Here is a 17324-nt window from a genome sequence, read left to right as displayed (position 1 = left end):
GCGCCCACCCCTCAAGCCTAGGACCTGCGGGAGCCGGTGAGCCGGAGTCTTGGACGGCGCGTCCCCCGGCGCCCCGGGGCGTTCGTCGCCGAGCCGTGTGCCGGGTGCTGGGTACGCGGCAGAGGGTGACCGCACTGCGGGCGGTGCAGCATCGGCTTGCAGCCCTCCGTAGAATCGGCCCGGTCCCGTCATCCGGCGCGAAGCCCGCGCCGCCGAGAGGAGCCACGTTGTCCCAGTCGCAGCAGCGACCCGACGCCACCGAGAGCCTGACCGCCACGCTCGGCCAGCGCATCATGATCCTCGACGGCGCCATGGGCACGGCCATCCAGCGCGACCGTCCCGACGAGGCGGGCTACCGCGGCGAGCGCTTCGCCGACTGGCCGAGCGACGTCCAGGGCAACAACGACCTGCTGACCCTGACGGCGCCCGAGATCATCGCCGGCATCCACCGCGAGTACCTCGAGGCCGGCGCCGACATCATCGAGACCAACACGTTCAACGCCAACGCCATCTCGCTGTCGGACTACGGCATGCAGGAGCTCGCCTACGAGCTCAACCACGAGGCGGCCGCGCTGGCTCGCCGCGAGGCCGACGCCATGACCGAGCGCACGCCCGACCGGCCCCGCTACGTCGCGGGCGCTCTCGGACCGACGACGCGTACGGCCTCGATCTCCCCGGACGTCAACGACCCCGGGGCTCGCAACGTCTCCTACGACGAGCTCGTCGCGGCCTACCTCGAGGCGGCTCGCGGGCTCGTCGACGGCGGCAGCGACCTCATCTTCATCGAGACGATCTTCGACACCCTCAACGCCAAGGCGGCGATCTTCGCCGTCGAGACGCTCTTCGAGGAGCAGGGCCGGCGGTGGCCGGTCGTGGTGTCCGGCACCATCACCGACGCCTCGGGGCGCACCCTCTCGGGCCAGGTCACCGAGGCCTTCTGGAACTCGGTCCGGCACGTCTCGCCCATCGCCGTCGGCCTCAACTGCGCGCTCGGCGCGAAGGAGATGCGGCCCTACATCGCCGAGATGTCGCGCCTCGCCGACTGCTTCGTCTCGTGCTACCCCAACGCGGGCCTGCCGAACGCCTTCGGCGAGTACGACGAGGCGCCCGACGAGACGGCCGCCATCGTCGGCGAGTTCGCCGGGGCCGGCCTCGTCAACCTCGTCGGCGGCTGCTGCGGCACCACCCCGGAGCACATCGCGGCGATCGCCGGCGCGGTCGAGGGCAAGGCGGTGCGCGAGTTCGGTTCCATCGAGCCCGCCATGCGCCTCTCCGGGCTCGAGCCCTTCACCATCACCGAGGACAGCCTCTTCGTCAACGTCGGCGAGCGCACCAACATCACCGGGTCGGCCCGGTTCCGCAAGCTGATCAAGGACGGTGACTACGACACGGCGCTGTCGGTGGCGGGCCAGCAGGTCGAGAGCGGCGCGCAGGTCATCGACGTCAACATGGACGAGGGCATGATCGACGGGGTCGCGGCGATGGACCGCTTCCTCAAGCTCGTCGCGAGCGAGCCGGACATCAGCCGCGTGCCGGTCATGGTCGACTCCTCGAAGTGGGAGGTCATCGAGGCCGGCCTGAAGTGCGTCCAGGGCAAGGCCATCGTCAACTCCATCTCCATGAAGGAGGGGGAGGAGCGCTTCCTCGAGCAGGCGCGCCTCGTGCGCAAGTACGGCGCCGCGGCCGTGGTCATGGCCTTCGACGAGGACGGCCAGGCCGACTCGCTCGAGCGGCGCAAGCAGATCTGCTCACGCGCGTACCGCCTGCTCACCGAGGAGGTCGGCTTCCCCGCCGAGGACATCATCTTCGACCCGAACGTCTTCGCCGTTGCCACGGGCATCGAGGAGCACGCCTCCTACGGCCTCGACTTCATCGAGGCGACCCGCTGGATCAAGGAGAACCTGCCCGGCGCCAAGGTCTCCGGCGGCATCTCCAACGTCTCGTTCAGCTTCCGGGGGAACAACCCGGTGCGGGAGGCGATCCACGCCGTCTTCCTCTACCACGCCATCGCGGCGGGCCTCGACATGGGCATCGTCAACGCCGGCGCCCTCGCCGTCTACGACGAGGTCGACCCCGAGCTGCGCGAGCGCATCGAGGACGTCATCCTCAACCGCCGTCCCGACGCCGCCGAGCGGCTGCTCGAGATCGCCGAGCAGCACAACAAGACCGGCGAGGCCGCCGAGGTCAGTGAGGAGGAGTGGCGCGCCCTGCCTCTCGGCGAGCGCATCACGCACTCGCTGGTCAAGGGCATCGACGCCCACATCGAGGCCGACACCGAGCTGCTCCGCGCCGACATCGCCGAACGCGGCGGCCGGCCCATCGAGGTCATCGAAGGCCCCCTCATGGACGGCATGAACGTCGTCGGCGACCTCTTCGGCGCCGGCAAGATGTTCCTGCCCCAGGTGGTCAAGAGCGCCCGCGTCATGAAGAAGGCCGTCGCCTACCTCATCCCGTTCATCGAGGAGGAGAAGGCCAGGGACCCCGAGCTGGCCAAGGCCAAGGACACCAACGGCACGATCGTCATGGCGACGGTCAAGGGCGACGTCCACGACATCGGCAAGAACATCGTCGGCGTGGTCCTCCAGTGCAACAACTACGAGGTCATCGACCTCGGTGTCATGGTCCCGGCCCAGAAGATCCTCGACGCCGCCAAGGAGCACGACGCCGACATCATCGGCCTCTCCGGCCTGATCACCCCATCGCTCGACGAGATGGTCGGTTTCGCCGCGGAGATGCAGCGCCAGGGCATGACCATCCCGCTGCTCATCGGCGGCGCGACGACCTCCCGCGCCCACACCGCAGTCAAGGTCGACCAGCGCTACGACGGGCCCGTGGTCTGGGTCAAGGACGCCTCCCGGTCCGTGCCGACCGCCGCGGCGCTGCTGAGCGACGAGCTGCGGCCCAAGCTGATGGCCAAGGTCCAGGAGGACTACGACTCCCTGCGGGCGCGGCACGCGAACAAGCACGAGCGACCGCTTCTCACTCTCGAGCAGGCCCGGGAGCGCCGCACGCCGATCGAGTGGACCGGCTACCACCCGCCGCACCCGCACCTGCTGCTGCAGCAGGACCACGACGTCTCGTCGGTGACGCGCACGCACGGCGCCGCGCAGCACGTCAAGGTCTTCCACGACTACCCGCTCGCCGAGCTGCGCCGCTACATCGACTGGCAGCCGTTCTTCAACGCCTGGGAGATGAAGGGCAGCTTCCCCGACATCCTGAACAACCCGGCCAGCGGACCGGCCGCCCGCAAGCTCTTCGACGACGCGGAGGCCATGCTCGACCAGATCGTCGAGGAGCGCTGGCTCTCGGCCAACGGCGTCATCGGCTTCTTCCCCGCCAACTCCACCGGCGACGACGTCGAGGTGTACCTCGACGAGGAGCGCAGCCAGCCGCTCACCGTCCTGCACCACCTGCGCCAGCAGGGCGACCACCGCGCGGGCGTGCCCAACCGGTCGCTCGCCGACTTCGTCGCGCCCAGGGGCACCAAGGACTGGGTGGGGGGCTTCGCCGTGACGGCCGGGCTCGGCGGAGCCGAACGCGTACAGCAGTTCCGGGCCGCGCTCGACGACTACAACGCGATCCTGCTCGAGTCACTGGCCGACCGGCTGGCCGAGGCGTTCGCGGAGCGGATGCACGAGCGCGTCCGCAAGGAGTTCTGGGGCTACGCCCCCGACGAGCACCTCGACAACGTGGCGCTCATCAAGGAGCAGTACGCCGGCGTGCGACCGGCGCCCGGCTACCCGGCCTGTCCCGAGCACACCGAGAAGGAGACGCTCTGGTCGTTGCTCGACGTTGAGGCCAACACCGGCATCACCCTCACCGAGAGCATGGCGATGTCGCCCGGCGCCTCGGTGTCGGGCTGGTACTTCTCCCACCCGGACTCGCAGTACTTCGTCGTGGGCCGGCTCGGCCGCGACCAGGTGCAGGACTACGCCGAGCGCAAGGGCTGGACGCTCGCCCAGGCCGAGCGCTGGCTGTCGGCGAACCTCGCCTACGACCCGGAGGACTGACCCGGTGAGCAGCGCGAGCGACGAAGGCCGGCCGCAGGACGTGGCCACGGCAGGCGGCGACGGCCCAGACGTCCAGCTGCCGGCCGCCGTGCTGTGGGACATGGACGGCACCCTGGTCGACACCGAGCCGTACTGGATCGAGGCCGAGCACGAGCTCGTCGGAGCGCACGGGGGAGTGTGGAACGACGAGTTCGCCCACAAGCTCGTGGGCAACGCGCTCGAGGTCTCTGCCCAGCTCATCATCGACCAGTCGGGCATCTCGCTGTCGGTGCCGGAGATCGTCGACGCCCTCCTGCAGCGCGTCATCCGGCGGGTCGAGCAGCGCGTTCCCTGGCGGCCGGGAGCCCGTGAGCTGCTGCTCGAGCTGGGCTCGCTCGGCGTCCCCTCGCTGCTCGTGACGATGTCCTGGCGCTCGCTGGCCGACGTGGTCGTGCGCAACCTGCCGGACGGGGCGTTCGACCACCTCGTGACTGGCGACGCGGTGACCCACGGCAAGCCGCACCCGGAGCCCTACCTCGCCGCCGCGCGCCTCGTCGGTGCCGAGCCCGCCGACTGCATCGCCATCGAGGACTCGCCGGCCGGAGTCCGGTCGGCGACGGCTGCCGGAGTGCCGACCATCGCCATCCCGCACGTCGTCCCGGTGCCGCACATCGAGGGCGCCGTGCACATCGACACGCTGGCGGGGGTGCGCGCGGTGGACCTCGTCGACATCGTCCGACCGATCCGCGGCGAGGCGTTGCAGCACGTCGGCGACGCCGCCTCCGGTGACTGAACGGCAGCGCGACGCGGCCTCAGCCCTCGCTCACCGGCGGCCCCTGCGGCGGGTGCGCCCGCTCGACGCGCCACGTCTCCGAGGCGCTGCGCCCCGCTGGGGGAGCGTCCGGCCCCGCTCCTGCCGCCCGTCCGAGGGTGTATGCCGTCCGCCCGCGTCGCGGCCGTTCCCTCCCCCCGGCTGCCCCTCACCGGCGTGCGACGCAGCCGAAGCGACGCCCCGGCTCGAGCGCTCGGTGCGTCCGCGGACGATCCCGATGAAGTCCTCGATGCGCGGGTCCTCGTCGTCGTCGCGCCACGCCAGGCCGACGCGGGAGGGGGCCACCCCGACGACGGGGCGGTGCACGACGTCCTTGCGATGGTGCAGGCGGGCCACCGACATCGGCACGATGACGATCCCCGAGCCGGAGGCCACGACGGAGACGGCCTGCTTCGTCGTCATGGGTGGCATCGCGGCCGTGCGCTCCCGGGCATCGTCCGTGGCGATCTCGGCCCACTCGGGCACGTGGGCGGGGTCCTGCAGCAGCACCTCCTCGGCGAGGTCCGCGACGTGCACCTCGTCGAAGGCGGCCACGACGTGCTCCTTGGACACGACCACGACCGGCACCTCCTCGTAGAGCGGGATGACGTGCAGGCCCTCGCGGTCCACCGGCAACCGGAGCAGCGCCATCGACGCCGACCCGTCCCGCAGATGGGTGGCGGCGTCGACGTCCTCGACGGGGAAGGCCTCCAGCGGCGACTGGGGCAGGCGTGCCCCCCAGACGCGCAGCCACTTGTCCGGCGTCACGCCGGGCACGAACTCGACGCGGAACGGGTGCGTCATGGTGGGCCTTCCGTCGTGGGCGTCCACGGTCGTGGCAGGACGGTCCGAGGCTAGTGCAGCAGGCGGCCCGGCTCGACGGCCTCCGGACCCGGAGGCGGGGCGACGTGGTCGGCCGCCTGGGCGCCAGCCCCTACGCTTGGCCCATGCCGAAGCCGCAGACGATGAAGCCCCAGACGGCCGCGAAGAAGCTCGGGGTGCTGCTCGCGGAGACGCCCCCGGAGTTCCAGGAGGGTGTGGTCAGCCGCGACGAGCTCAACGCCCTGCAGGCCGACCCGCCGCAGTGGCTCTCGGACCTTCGCCGCAACGGGCCCCACACCCGCCAGGAGACGGCGCGCCGACTCGGCATCTCCAACTCAGGGCTCGCCCGAGCCGGGGTGGGGGAGCACCTCACGACCACGGAGATCAAGGCGATCCTCGACGAGATGCCCGACTGGCTCGTCGCCGAGCGGGACGTCTACGCCCAGGTCCGCGCCGAGGAGGCGCGGCTCAAGGCGGCGGCCGCCCAGAAGAGCTGAGAACCCCACGTCGAGTGGCCATCTCCCGCGGCAGGGAGCGAGCCGTCGACGGGAAGCGCGGCTCACGCATACGACGGGCGCCCACCTCGAGCGTAGTGAGTGAGCACTCGACTGCGTGGCCCGTCGCTCAGCGGTGCTGAGCGGTCCAGGCGCCGGCGTGTGCCGCGTCGGCGATGAGGTCGGCGATCTCGGCGTGGTGCTCCCGGACGAGGCCGGTCGTGACCCGCACGTGACCCTCGGGGCCGGTGACGTGCTCGACCGAGAAGGGTGAGCCGGGAGTCACGGCGATGCCCTGGCTCGCGAGCCGGAGCACGGCGGCGGCCTCGTCGCGGACGGGGACCCAGATGTTGAGGCCCTCGCTGCCCGGGACCTCGATGCCGTGGCGCTCCAACCCGGCGACGACGAGCTGGCGCCGACGTGCGTACTCGGCGCGCGCCTGCTCGATGCCGCGGGCGCACGCCTCGTCACACAGCAGGCCCGTCAGCACCCGCTGGAGGAGGCGGCTCGTCCAGCCCTGCCCGATGGCCCGCGCGTGGCGCACGGGAGCCAGCAGCGCGTCCGGTCCGCTGAGGGCCGCGATCCGCAGGTCCGGGCCGTGCGACTTGCTGAAGCTGCGGATGTGCAGCACCTGCTCGGGGATCCAGGCGCCGAGGCTGATCGGTGCCGACGTGGCGATGGGGCCGCTCGAGTCGTCCTCGACGACCACGCAGTCCTGGCCTCGGAGGAGCTCGGCCAGGCGCCGTGCCTTGGCCGCGGACATCGAGATGCCGGTGGGGTTCTGTCCACGAGGCTGGATCACCACGGCCGCCGGCCGGCGCTCGAGGAGCGCCTCCACCCGCTCCAGCTGCAGCCCGTCGTCCTCGAGCGGCACGCCGACCACGTCCGCGCCTCGGTCCTCGAGCAGGTCGAGCAGCGGCGGGAAGCCGGGGTCCTCGACGAGCACGAGGTCGCCGGGACGCAGGAGCACCCGCGTGAGCAGGTCGAGCGCGTCCATGGCGCCGTCGACGACGAGGAGGTCGTCCGCCGCATACGGCCAGTCGCGCTCCAGCTCGGCGCGGAGGTCGTGCAGCACCGGGTCGTCGAGGTAGCTGCTCGGCGTCGCCGGGTCGTGCAGCATCGAGAGGACGGGAACGAGTGCCGGCAGCAGCGTGCTGTCCGGTATGCCGGTCGAGAGGTCCAGGCGTACCGGTGACTCGTGGCGCAGGGCGCGGGAGTAGCGCTCGCCGCCCCGCGCGCTCGGCGCCACGGTGGTGCCACGCCGGCCGTCCGCGCGGATCGTCCCCGAGCGCGCCAGCAGCTGCCACGCGGCGCTGACGGTCGTCGGCGACATCATCAGCTCGGCCGCGAGCCGGCGGATCGGCGGCAGCTGGTCGCCCGGCCGCAGCGCCTGGTCCCGGATCGCCCGCGACACCGCCTGGGCCAACCCCTTGGCGGTCGGGGCGTCGAGGCGCTCCTCGAGTGAGGAGATGAGGGCGCGCATGTTCGTAACATAGCAATCACTTCATTGTGTGGCCTAGCCCTGAAACGTAATCTGGCGGGCATGACGACCTCCGTGACCGCCATCGACCACTGGATCTCAGGCGCGCGGGTGCCCGGCACCTCCGGCCGCACCGCACCCGTCTTCGACCCCGCCACCGGACAGCAGAGCGGTGAGGTTCCGCTCGCCACTGCCGCAGAGGTGGACGCAGCGGTGAAGACCGCGGTCGCTGCCGCCCGCGAGTGGCGGACCAGCTCGCTGTCCAAGCGGTGCGCGGTGCTCTTCGCCTTCCGCGAGCTGCTCCACACGCGCACCGACGAGCTGGCGGCGATCGTCACGGCCGAGCACGGGAAGGTCCTCTCCGACGCGGTCGGGGAGATCGCCCGAGGGCTCGAGAACGTCGAGTTCGCGACCGGCGTACCCCAGCTGCTCAAGGGCGGCTTCTCCGAGCAGGCGGCGACCGGCGTCGACGTCTACAGCATCCGGCAGCCGCTCGGCGTCGTCGCCGGCATCACGCCCTTCAACTTCCCCGTCATGGTGCCGTTGTGGATGTGCGCCAACGCCATCGCGTGCGGCAACACCTTCGTGCTCAAGCCCAGCGAGAAGGACCCCTCGGCCTCGCTCTTCCTCGCGGAGCTGTGGAGGGAGGCCGGCCTCCCCGACGGCGTCTTCACCGTCGTGCACGGCGACAAGGAGGCCGTCGACGCCCTCCTCGACCACGACGACATCGCCGCGGTCAGCTTCGTGGGCTCCACCCCGATCGCGAAGTACATCTACGAGCGCGGGACCGCCCGGGGCAAGCGGGTGCAGGCCCTCGGGGGCGCCAAGAACCACGCCCTCGTGCTGCCCGACGCCGACGTCGACATGGCGGCCGACGCGATCGTCTCGGCGGCCTACGGCGCCGCCGGCGAGCGGTGCATGGCCCTCTCGGTCGCCGTGGCGGTCGGCGAGGTGGGTGACGACCTCGTCTCCGCGATCTCCTCCCGCCTGCCGAAGCTGACGGTGGGGCCGGGATCCGCGGAGGGCACCGACATGGGCCCGCTCATCACGCGCGAGCACCGCGACAAGGTGGCCGGCTACGTGGCTGCCGGCGCCGAGGCCGGGGCCACCGTGGTCGTCGACGGGCGCGAGCAGTCGGTGCCGCAGGACGGCTTCTTCCTCGGGATGACCCTCCTCGACGACGTCACGCCCGACATGACCGTCTACCGCGACGAGATCTTCGGCCCCGTGCTGTCGGTGGTGCGGGTCGCCACGTACGACGAGGGGCTGGCCCTCATCAACGGCAACCCGTACGCCAACGGCACTGCCATCTTCACCCGGGACGGAGGCGCGGCCCGCCGCTTCCAGAACGAGGTCGAGGTCGGCATGGTCGGCATCAACGTCCCGATCCCGGTCCCCGTCGCGTACTACTCCTTCGGCGGCTGGAAGGACTCGCTCTTCGGCGACACGCACATGTACGGCCCGGAGGGGATCAACTTCTACACCCGCGGCAAGGTGGTGACGCAGCGCTGGCCCGACCCGGCCACCTCCAGCGTCGACCTCGGCTTCCCGCGCACCCGCTGACAGAGAGGAACCGACCACCATGACCGAGCTCGACGAGCGCACCGTCGTCAAGGATCTGCTGGACCACATGAGCGGGGAGGAGGTGCGCAGCCTCGACCGTGCCCACGTCTTCCACTCGTGGTCCGCCCAGGGCCTCATCGACCCGCTGCCCATCGCCCGCGCCCAGGGCTCCTACTTCTGGGACTACGACGACAACCGCTACCTCGACTTCAGCAGCCAGCTCGTCAACGTCAACATCGGCTACGGCCACCCGAAGGTGGTCGCGGCGATCCAGGAGCAGGCCGCGCGCCTGGCGACGATCCAGCCGTCCTTCGCCAACGACGCCCGCAGCGAGGCGGCGCGCCTCATCACCGAGGTCGCGCCCGAAGGCCTCTCGGCGGTCTTCTTCACCAACGGCGGTGCCGAGGCCAACGAGAACGCCATCAGGATGGCCCGGCTGCACACCGGCCGGCACAAGGTGCTCGCCACCTACCGCAGCTACCACGGCGCCACCGCCGGCTCGATCACGCTGACCGGCGATCCCCGCCGGTGGCCCTCCGAGCCGGGGCTGTCGGGGATCGTCCACTTCTGGGGGCCCTACACCTACCGCTCCGCCTTCCACTCGGAGAACGAGGAGCAGGAGCGCGACCGGGCCCTGCAGCACCTCCACGACACGATCATGGTCGAGGGCGCGCACACCGTGGCGGCGATCATCCTCGAGACGGTCGTCGGGACCAATGGCATCCTCGTGCCGCCGGACGGCTACCTCCAGGGCGTGCGCGACCTCTGTGACGAGCACGGCATCGTGCTCATCGCGGACGAGGTCATGGCCGGGTTCGGCCGGTGCGGGGAGTGGTTCGCCGTCGACCACTGGCGGGTGACGCCCGACCTCATCACCTTCGCCAAGGGCGTCAACTCCGGCTACGTCCCGCTCGGCGGCGTGATCATCTCGGACGAGATCGGGGCCACCTTCGACCAGCGGGCCTACCCGGGTGGCCTCACGTACTCCGGTCACCCCCTCGCGTGTGCCTCCGCCGTCGCCTCGATCAACGCCTTCCGCGATGAGGCGATCATCGAGAACGCGCGCATGCTCGGCACCGACGTCATCGGCCCCCGCCTGCGCGAGATAGCGGCCAAGCACCCGAGCGTCGGGGACGTCCGCGGGCTGGGCGTGTTCTGGGCCGTCGAGCTCGTGCGAGACCGAGAGACGCGGGAGCCGCTCGTGCCCTACAACGCGGCCGGCGACGCTGCGCGCCCGATGGCCGCCTTCGCGGCCGCCTGCAAGGAGCGGGGGCTCTGGCCGTTCACCCACTTCAACCGCACCCACGTCGTGCCGCCGTGCACGACCACGCCGGCCGAGGTGGAGGAGGGGCTCGCGGTGCTCGACGAGGCGTTCGCCGTTGCCGACGAGTTCACCGTCTGACCGGCAGCGGCTCGTATGCCGTGTGCTCCTGGTGCTCCTGGTGCAGCGGGGCCGGGTCGCCAGCCCCGGCCCCCACCGTCCCTTGCACAGGAGCGGGCTGCGGCAAGATGACGGGGCGGTGCTCCATTCCATGGACTCGCTGCGTAGGCGGTGTCAGACTTGTTGGACAAGTTCAGTGAGCGAGGAGACAGGCAGCGCCTGACGAGGGGGCATCCCGAGGGCCGTGGGCTCGCGTCGCCGAGGCGGCGCCCTACGGCACACGGACAGCTTTCGCCGGACCTCCTTCTGCTCGCACGGGGTGCTCTCGCACCGACCGAACGGCCGTACGCCCAGCGCCCCTCAGCAGTAGCGATGGAGCCCGGCTGACCGGCAGCCGGCCGATCCGGACGAGGAGAGCCTCCGATGTCTGACACCAACATCACCACCCCCACGGCGGGCATGACGACAGCCACGACGCCGCTCACCCCCGTGCCGCCAGCAGCGGCCGCGACGGCCGACCCGGCCCCGTTGGGGCTCGCAGCCTTCGCCATGACCACCATGGTCCTGAGCGTCGTCAACGCGGGCATCCTCAACGCCGCGCTCGCCCCCACGGTGCTGGCGCTGGCGCTATTCTACGGCGGGGGCACGCAGTTGCTCGCCGGCATGTGGGAGTTCCGTCGCGGCAACACCTTCGGGGCCGTGGCGTTCAGCTCGTTCGGCGCCTTCTGGCTGTCGTACTGGTTCCTGGCGACCTTCATCCTCAGCGCGCCGGCCCTGGTGGCCGTTGCCGCCCAGGTGCACCAGGGGATCGGGCTCTACCTGCTCGGCTGGGCGATCTTCACGGGCTACATGACCGTGGCTTCGTTCCGCGTGAGCGGCGCCGTGGCCGCCGTCTTCGTCCTGCTGACGCTGACCTTCGTCGCCCTCTGCATCGGCGCCTTCGCCGCCACCATCCCGTCGACCTCGTCGTGGACGAAGATCGGCGGTTGGCTCGGGCTCGCGACCGCGCTGGCGGCGTGGTACGCCTCCTTCGCGGGCGTGACGAACGAGACGTTCAAGCGCACGGTCGTTCCCACCTGGCCGATGGCCCCCTCGGCCCGCGCTCACTGAGCGAGCCGTCCGAGGGCTCTCGAGGAGGCCCGGCCCTCGTGTCCGCGACAGACCGAGAGCCGGACCTCCGTTCTGTCCGGAGGGACCATCGTCCGCCGTCCCGGCGTGGGCGGCATGCACTCCTCCCGCCGCCAAGCGACCACAGTGCGGGACGTGATGGCCCTGGGTTGGCCTTCGCCGGACCGTCACGCCTAGGCTGGTGATTCATGACATGTCCCTCCACCCTGCCCAGCGCGCTCGTGAGCCGTCCCACCTCATGCAGGGAGGCGCACCGATGAACCGCTTGGTCCGCCGTGCCGTCCGCGCCTACCAGCTGCACTGCGCGCGAGAGGACGCTCGCCGCCGCGGCATCGTCGTCCCGCTGGGGATCTGGGTCTGCGGGTGCCGGCACGTGAGCCTGGACCGGCTCGCCTTCGTGCGCCACCTCGGCGAGGTGCACGCCTGAGCTCGAGTCGCCACACGCCACCCGGGGCCCAGGGCCTCGTCTGCTTTCAGACGGTGCTCCCAGAATCCTCACGCAGACTGACGGACTGCCATGTCTCGACGGGTGAGAAGGATGCTGAGTGCAACGACGACCGACGGGTCACGCACGACCCTTGAGGGCCGCAAACCGGCCACGCGGCCGGTTGCGCGACCGGCTCGCCCTTGGTGCCGCCACTGTCGTGACTCTGCTTGCAGGGGCGGCACCCGCCGTGGGCCAGTCTCTGAGCGACGGTGCTCCGGTGGCCATCACGGGCCCTGCGGCCACGGTGCTCAGCACGGACACCCACGGGCGGGGCCGTCTCGTCGAGGCCTTCGGAGACGTGCGCCGGGCTCGCAACATCGCTGTCATCGTCCCGGGCGTGGGATGGACCGGGCCCCTGTTGCGTGACGAGAGCGGTGCCGGGCGCCGGCACCCCGCGGTGCAGGCCCGCAGCCTTCTCGCCGAGATGGAGCGACGTGACCCCGGCACCCCGGCTGCTGTGGTCGTCTGGCTCGACTACGACGCACCTGCCGGAATCGACCCGGACGCCGCCCGCTCCGACCGTGCCGTCGAAGGGGCTCCGCGGCTGGCCGCCTTCGTCGACGGCCTCTCGGCGTCGGCCCGGGTCACCGTCGTCTGCCACAGCTACGGCTCGGTCGTCTGTGGCCACGCAGCACCCCGACTGCACGTGTCGTCCCTCGTGGTCGTCGGCTCGCCCGGGATGGACGTCTGGTCCCGAGCAGCCCTGCACACGTCGGCGACGGTGTGGGCCGGGATCGCCCCGGACGACCCGATCGGCCTCGTGCCGCACACCCGCGTCGACGGCCTCGGCCACGCGGCCGATCCCACGGCACCCGGCTTCGGGGCCCGGTCGCTTCCGGTCGACGGGGCGCACGGGCACAACGGCTACCTCGTTGCCGGCACGGCTTCGCTGGACGCGATCGCACAGATCGTCACGGGTCACAACCCAAGCGTCAGGAGATCCGCTTCGTAGCGACGGCAGGCACGGACGGCCCGGTGGACCTCGACCTGGGGGTTCAGGCGTCGATCTCGACCAGGCCGGTGACGCTCGGGTCGACGGCCCGCGACGCGGCGTCGTCGGGTAGCGGGGGAGGGGTGCCGCCCCAGGCGGGGCACAGGGCCCGGTGGTCGCACCAGTCACACAGACGGCTGGGACTGGGGCGCCAGTCCCCAGTCGTCGCGGCCCGCTCGATCGCCTGCCACAGCGCCTTGACCTTCCGCTCGGTGCCGAGGAGGTCCTGCTCGTCGGGCTCGTACGCGACGATCTCGCTGTTGCCGAGGTAGACGAGCTGCAGGCGCTTGGGGATGACGCCACGCTGGCGCCACAGCACGAGGGCGTAGAACTTCATCTGGAACAACGCCTTGGCCTCGAAGTGCTCCGAGGGAGAGCGTCCGGTCTTGTAGTCGACGACGCGCATCGCGCCGCTCGGAGCCACGTCGAGGCGGTCGACGTATCCCCGCAGGACGAGACCGTCGACCTCCGTCTCGACGTACAGCTCGCGCTCGGCCGGCTCGAGACGCGTGGGGTCCTCGAGACCGAACCAGCTCTCGAGGAGGGTGGCTGCCCCGGCGAACCACTCGTCCGTCCGACCGTCGTGCTCGGCCAGCAGGTCGAGCATCGCCGGCTCCTCCGCCGCGAGGCGCTCCCACTCCGAGGCGACGAGCCCGACCGCTGCCTCGACGGTGCGCTCGGCCGCCGGCAGGTCGAAGAGCCGCTCCAGGACCGCGTGGACGAGAGTGCCTCGAGCCGTCGCCTTGGTGGGCGGCGAGGGGAGCTTGTCGATGACTCGGAAGCGGTAGAGCATCGGGCACGACATGAAGTCGGCGGCCCGACTGGGGGACAGCGCTGCAACCATGGGCTCGACTGTATGGTGCGGCACCGACACCGGCGGCGCAGGCTCCACAGCCGACCACGGGCTCCTCATCGGCCGGTCACGGCCGCGCGCCCGCACCAGGGCATAGGGTCGGGCCATGAGTACCCGCGCCCGGCCTGATGCGGCTCACGGGTGGCGCATCGGCAGCCTGGCCGGCACACCGGTCTACCTCGGTCGGTCCTGGCCGGTCATCGCGCTGGTCATCGTCGTCCTGTTCGGCCCGAATCTCGCCCGTCCCGACCGGGGCGCGTCCTACGGCTACCTGCTGGCTGCGGGGTATGCCGTGCTGCTGCTCGCGTCCGTGCTCGTCCACGAGGCGGCCCACGCCCTCGCCGCTCGGTGGCGCGGGCACCCGGTCAGCCGCATCGTCGCCGATGTCTGGGGTGGGCACACCGTCTACGACGCCACGAGGAGCTCACCGACCACGACGGCGCTGGTGGCGCTGGTCGGTCCGCTGTCCAACCTGCTGCTCGCCGCGCTCGGGTGGGCGCTGCGCTCGGTCACGGCCAACGACACGGCCCATACGCTCCTGGGCATCGTCGCCTTCGCCAACCTGCTCGTCGGCCTCTTCAACCTCCTGCCCGGGCTGCCCCTCGACGGCGGCCAGATCGTCAGCGCCCTCGTCTGGCGGGCCACCGGCAGCAAGGGCCGCGGCCTCGTGGCCGCCGGCTGGCTGGGCCGACTGGTGGCCGTCGCGACGGTGGCCTGGTTCGTGGTCCGCGGCCTGCTCGAGGGCGGAGCGCCCCGGGTCTTCGACCTGCTGTGGCCGGTGGCCATCGCCTTCTTCCTCTGGCAGGGTGCCACCGCCGCGGTGCGCGCCGGGCAGATCCACCTGGCCAGCGCAGGGCGGGCCACCGACGTGCTCGAACCTCTCGTCCTCGTGCCCGGCACACTGCCCCTGAGTGAGGTGGACGGCGCCGCCTCGGGTGCCTGGCTGGCGGCGGCCGACCCGAGCGGGTGGCCGCTCGGGATCGTCGATGCGGAGTCCGTGGCGCAGGTGCCGGTCGAGAGCCGTGACCGCACGACCGTCGCTGCCGTCACGCTGGCCCAGCCGGCGGCGTGGGTCGTGGCGCTGCCGGCCGACGCGGTGCTCACCGACCTCCTCCGGGCGATGAGCGAGGCCGACCTGCCGCTGGCCGTGGTCGTCGACGACTCCACCCGTGACGTCCGCGGGCTCGCCCGGGCCGAGCGGATCAACGACGTGGTGGGCGCCCAGCTCGCCCGACGCGGACGTCGCTGAGCGGTACCGACTCGCACCGACCTGCACCGACCTGCACCGACCTGCACCGAACCCGCTCAGAACTCGCCCAGAACTTCGCCCAGAACCGGTCCGGCCGACGAGCGGGCGGGCGTGATGAGGGGACAGCCCCGTCACCTGACCTGTTGTCCACATCCCCCCACGTGCCGGCGGCAGCCGTCCACAGCAGGCGGCGAGGGGCTGGGCCGACAACGGTCGGCGCGCAACCGTTGTGGCGACGGCCCGACGGACGGGCCGAAGGAAGGCGCCATGACGACGAGCCGGACCGAGCCGATCACCGCTGCGAAGACACCCACGACCACGGCGACCGCCACGACCGAGACCGCCAAGTCCGGCAAGTCCGGCAAGACCGCCGAGACCGCCGAGACCGCCGACACCGTCGAGTTGACCGACGGCGCAGCGGCTGCCCCCTCCAGCGGCGCGCGACGCACCGGGCGAGGCGCGGTCGGGGCCGGTGTGGCGCCGCCCACGAACAGCCCCGGTCGCAACGAGGTGCACCTCAGCGGCCGCCTGGCGGCGGAGGGGGAGGAGCGGGAGCTGCCGAGCGGTGACCGCATCGTGACGCTTCGTGTCGTCGTCGGGCGGGCACCCGCCCCTGCGCGCAGGCGCCAGCCCGTCGAGGGCCCCCGCCGGGCCACCGTCGACACCATCGACATCGTCTGCTGGACGGCGACGACACGGCGCACCGCGCTGCGCCTCCGGGCCGACGACCTCGTCGAGGTCGATGGGGCCCTCCGACGCCGCTTCTTCGGCGGCGCCGCCGGGAGGCAGAGCCGGTACGAGGTCGAGGCGACGGCCGTGAGGAGGGCGTCCGGCGGCGCTCGCGCCGACACCTAGACTGTGCTCCCATGACCGACGCCGAGCAGCCCGACGCCGGGCAGCGCACCGCCGAGCAGCACCTCGGCGAGCCAGCCCCAGCCGAGCCGCAGACGACCGTCGAGGCCGCTCCCGGGCGAGGGACGGACGGGGCACGGGTGACGGGAGCCCATTCGCGCCGCGGCGTCTTCGAGGTGGGCGAGCGGGTGCAGCTGACCGACCCCAAGGGCCGCCTGCACACCATCACGCTGGAGCCGGGCCGTGAGTTCCACACGCACCGGGGTTTCCTGCGGCACGACGACCTCATCGGGTCGCACGACGGCTCCGTCGTGACCAACACGGCCGGCGTCGAGTACCTCGCGCTGCGACCGCTCCTCAGCGACTACGTCATGTCGATGCCACGCGGCGCCGCCGTGGTCTACCCGAAGGACTCGGGACAGATCGTGCAGATGGCCGACATCTTCCCCGGCGCAACCGTCGTGGAGGCGGGGGTGGGCAGCGGCGCGCTGTCCATGTCGCTGCTCCGGGCCATCGGCGAGCGGGGCCGGTTGCTGTCCTTCGAGCGGCGCGCCGACTTCGCCGACATCGCCCGCGGCAACGGGCGCGCGTTCTTCGGCGGTGACCACCCGGCCTGGACGGTGACCGTGGGAGACCTCGTCGAGTCGCTGCCCGACCTCGTCGATGCCGGCACCGTCGACCGGGTGGTTCTCGACATGCTCGCCCCGTGGGAGTGCCTGGAGGCCGTCGCGGACGCACTGATCCCGGGTGGCGTGCTGATCTGCTACGTCGCCACGACGACGCAGCTGAGCCGGGTCGCGGAGGGCATCCGGGCCCACGGCGGCTTCACGGAGCCCTCGGCGTGGGAGTCACTCGTGCGGGGCTGGCACCTGGAGGGTCTGGCGGTGCGTCCTCAGCACCGCATGCACGGGCACACGGGCTTCCTCATCACCACGCGCCGGCTGGCCCCGGGCGTGCCCGCACCCGAACGCAAGCGACGCCCGGCAAAGGGAGCCTACGGCGAGGTCGACATCGCGGCTGGTGGTGGCAGGAGCCCCGAGGGTGATGGCGCCACGGCAGTGCCCGGGTCCACCGCCTCGACCGACGTGCCGGCCGAGGCCTGGACCGCCGAGGCTCTCGGTGAACGCGTCAAGAGCGACAAGACGATCCGACGCGTCCGACGATCACTGGCTGATACATCCGACGACTTCGACTAAACCGGGGTTAGGGTCGAATGGTCACTGT

14 protein-coding genes are annotated in these 17324 nt (G+C 71.8%); 11 read left to right on the top strand and 3 right to left on the bottom strand.

Annotation, left to right across the window (positions count from 1 at the left end; genetic code table 11):
* The first annotated feature begins 227 nt into the window (after positions 1 to 227).
* Both metH and ABD194_RS18395 read left to right on the top strand, forming a co-directional pair.
* Positions 228 to 4010 carry a methionine synthase gene (metH, locus tag ABD194_RS18400; RefSeq protein WP_425580010.1) on the top strand — a complete coding sequence of 1261 codons (3783 nt, stop codon included), beginning with the start codon at positions 228 to 230 and terminating at the stop codon, positions 4008 to 4010.
* A gap of 40 nt (positions 4011 to 4050) precedes the next feature.
* Positions 4051 to 4782 (top strand): HAD family hydrolase, encoded by a 732-nt coding sequence (locus ABD194_RS18395; RefSeq protein ID WP_343994213.1) that lies wholly within the window; start codon positions 4051 to 4053, stop codon positions 4780 to 4782.
* 30 nt (positions 4783 to 4812) lie between these two features.
* Here ABD194_RS18395 and ABD194_RS18390 read toward each other — a convergent pair whose 3' ends face one another.
* On the bottom strand, positions 4813 to 5604 hold the full coding sequence (locus ABD194_RS18390; protein WP_343994055.1) for a LysR substrate-binding domain-containing protein: 792 nt from the start codon (positions 5602 to 5604) through the stop codon (positions 4813 to 4815).
* A 143-nt stretch (positions 5605 to 5747) separates the two neighbouring features.
* Here ABD194_RS18390 and ABD194_RS18385 point away from each other — a divergent pair, with 143 nt between their 5' ends.
* Positions 5748 to 6119: a DUF5997 family protein gene (locus ABD194_RS18385; RefSeq protein WP_343994053.1), complete on the top strand. Its 372-nt coding sequence runs from the start codon at positions 5748 to 5750 to the stop codon at positions 6117 to 6119.
* Positions 6120 to 6246: 127 nt separating this feature from the next.
* On the opposite strand, the gene ABD194_RS18380 is transcribed toward ABD194_RS18385, so the two are convergent.
* Positions 6247 to 7599: an aminotransferase-like domain-containing protein gene (locus tag ABD194_RS18380; protein WP_343994051.1), complete on the bottom strand. Its 1353-nt coding sequence runs from the start codon at positions 7597 to 7599 to the stop codon at positions 6247 to 6249.
* 60 nt (positions 7600 to 7659) lie between these two features.
* Here ABD194_RS18380 and ABD194_RS18375 point away from each other — a divergent pair, with 60 nt between their 5' ends.
* The 5 genes from ABD194_RS18375 to ABD194_RS18355 all read left to right on the top strand — a co-directional run bounded on the left by ABD194_RS18375 (position 7660) and on the right by ABD194_RS18355 (position 13107).
* Positions 7660 to 9159: a CoA-acylating methylmalonate-semialdehyde dehydrogenase gene (locus ABD194_RS18375; protein WP_343994049.1), complete on the top strand. Its 1500-nt coding sequence runs from the start codon at positions 7660 to 7662 to the stop codon at positions 9157 to 9159.
* A gap of 19 nt (positions 9160 to 9178) precedes the next feature.
* Entirely contained in the window at positions 9179 to 10561 is a 1383-nt protein-coding gene (locus tag ABD194_RS18370; RefSeq protein ID WP_425580009.1) for an aspartate aminotransferase family protein, read from the top strand.
* A 402-nt stretch (positions 10562 to 10963) separates the two neighbouring features.
* A complete protein-coding gene (locus tag ABD194_RS18365) occupies positions 10964 to 11650 on the top strand; it encodes an acetate uptake transporter (RefSeq protein ID WP_343994047.1) in 687 nt (228 codons plus the stop codon).
* Positions 11651 to 11924: 274 nt separating this feature from the next.
* On the top strand, positions 11925 to 12095 hold the full coding sequence (locus ABD194_RS18360) for a hypothetical protein (protein ID WP_343994045.1): 171 nt from the start codon (positions 11925 to 11927) through the stop codon (positions 12093 to 12095).
* A 277-nt stretch (positions 12096 to 12372) separates the two neighbouring features.
* Positions 12373 to 13107, top strand: a complete 735-nt coding sequence (locus ABD194_RS18355) for an alpha/beta hydrolase (protein WP_343994043.1) — start codon at positions 12373 to 12375, stop codon at positions 13105 to 13107.
* A 43-nt stretch (positions 13108 to 13150) separates the two neighbouring features.
* Here the strand turns inward: ABD194_RS18355 and ABD194_RS18350 are convergent, their stop codons facing one another.
* Positions 13151 to 13990, bottom strand: coding sequence for a RecB family exonuclease (locus ABD194_RS18350; protein ID WP_343994041.1), 840 nt, complete (start codon positions 13988 to 13990; stop codon positions 13151 to 13153).
* A gap of 115 nt (positions 13991 to 14105) precedes the next feature.
* Between ABD194_RS18350 and ABD194_RS18345 the strand changes: the two genes are divergently transcribed.
* The 3 genes from ABD194_RS18345 to ABD194_RS18335 all read left to right on the top strand — a co-directional run bounded on the left by ABD194_RS18345 (position 14106) and on the right by ABD194_RS18335 (position 17296).
* Positions 14106 to 15248 carry a site-2 protease family protein gene (locus tag ABD194_RS18345; protein ID WP_343994039.1) on the top strand — a complete coding sequence of 381 codons (1143 nt, stop codon included), beginning with the start codon at positions 14106 to 14108 and terminating at the stop codon, positions 15246 to 15248.
* Positions 15249 to 15515: 267 nt separating this feature from the next.
* Positions 15516 to 16103, top strand: a complete 588-nt coding sequence (locus ABD194_RS18340) for a single-stranded DNA-binding protein (protein ID WP_343994037.1) — start codon at positions 15516 to 15518, stop codon at positions 16101 to 16103.
* Positions 16104 to 16114: 11 nt separating this feature from the next.
* Complete coding sequence (locus ABD194_RS18335) at positions 16115 to 17296, top strand: tRNA (adenine-N1)-methyltransferase (RefSeq protein WP_343994035.1); 1182 nt, start codon at positions 16115 to 16117, stop codon at positions 17294 to 17296.
* Positions 17297 to 17324: the final 28 nt, after the last annotated feature.

It is taken from the genome of Terrabacter terrae, assembly GCF_039529575.1.
GTDB lineage: Bacteria > Actinomycetota > Actinomycetes > Actinomycetales > Dermatophilaceae > Terrabacter > Terrabacter terrae.
This window is presented reverse-complemented; position numbering and strand designations above follow the sequence as displayed.

Bases quoted from the DNA above. Each gene is read 5' to 3' on its own strand.
- ABD194_RS18390 (WP_343994055.1), bottom strand. From the start codon at position 5,604: ATGACGCACCCGTTCCGCGTCGAGTTCGTGCCCGGCGTGACGCCGGAC.
- ABD194_RS18385 (WP_343994053.1), top strand. From the start codon at position 5,748: ATGCCGAAGCCGCAGACGATGAAGCCCCAGACGGCCGCGAAGAAGCTC.
- ABD194_RS18380 (WP_343994051.1), bottom strand. From the start codon at position 7,599: ATGCGCGCCCTCATCTCCTCACTCGAGGAGCGCCTCGACGCCCCGACC.
- ABD194_RS18375 (WP_343994049.1), top strand. From the start codon at position 7,660: ATGACGACCTCCGTGACCGCCATCGACCACTGGATCTCAGGCGCGCGG.
- ABD194_RS18370 (WP_425580009.1), top strand. From the start codon at position 9,179: ATGACCGAGCTCGACGAGCGCACCGTCGTCAAGGATCTGCTGGACCAC.
- ABD194_RS18365 (WP_343994047.1), top strand. From the start codon at position 10,964: ATGTCTGACACCAACATCACCACCCCCACGGCGGGCATGACGACAGCC.
- ABD194_RS18360 (WP_343994045.1), top strand. From the start codon at position 11,925: ATGAACCGCTTGGTCCGCCGTGCCGTCCGCGCCTACCAGCTGCACTGC.
- ABD194_RS18350 (WP_343994041.1), bottom strand. From the start codon at position 13,990: ATGGTTGCAGCGCTGTCCCCCAGTCGGGCCGCCGACTTCATGTCGTGC.
- ABD194_RS18345 (WP_343994039.1), top strand. From the start codon at position 14,106: ATGAGTACCCGCGCCCGGCCTGATGCGGCTCACGGGTGGCGCATCGGC.
- ABD194_RS18340 (WP_343994037.1), top strand. From the start codon at position 15,516: ATGACGACGAGCCGGACCGAGCCGATCACCGCTGCGAAGACACCCACG.
- ABD194_RS18335 (WP_343994035.1), top strand. From the start codon at position 16,115: ATGACCGACGCCGAGCAGCCCGACGCCGGGCAGCGCACCGCCGAGCAG.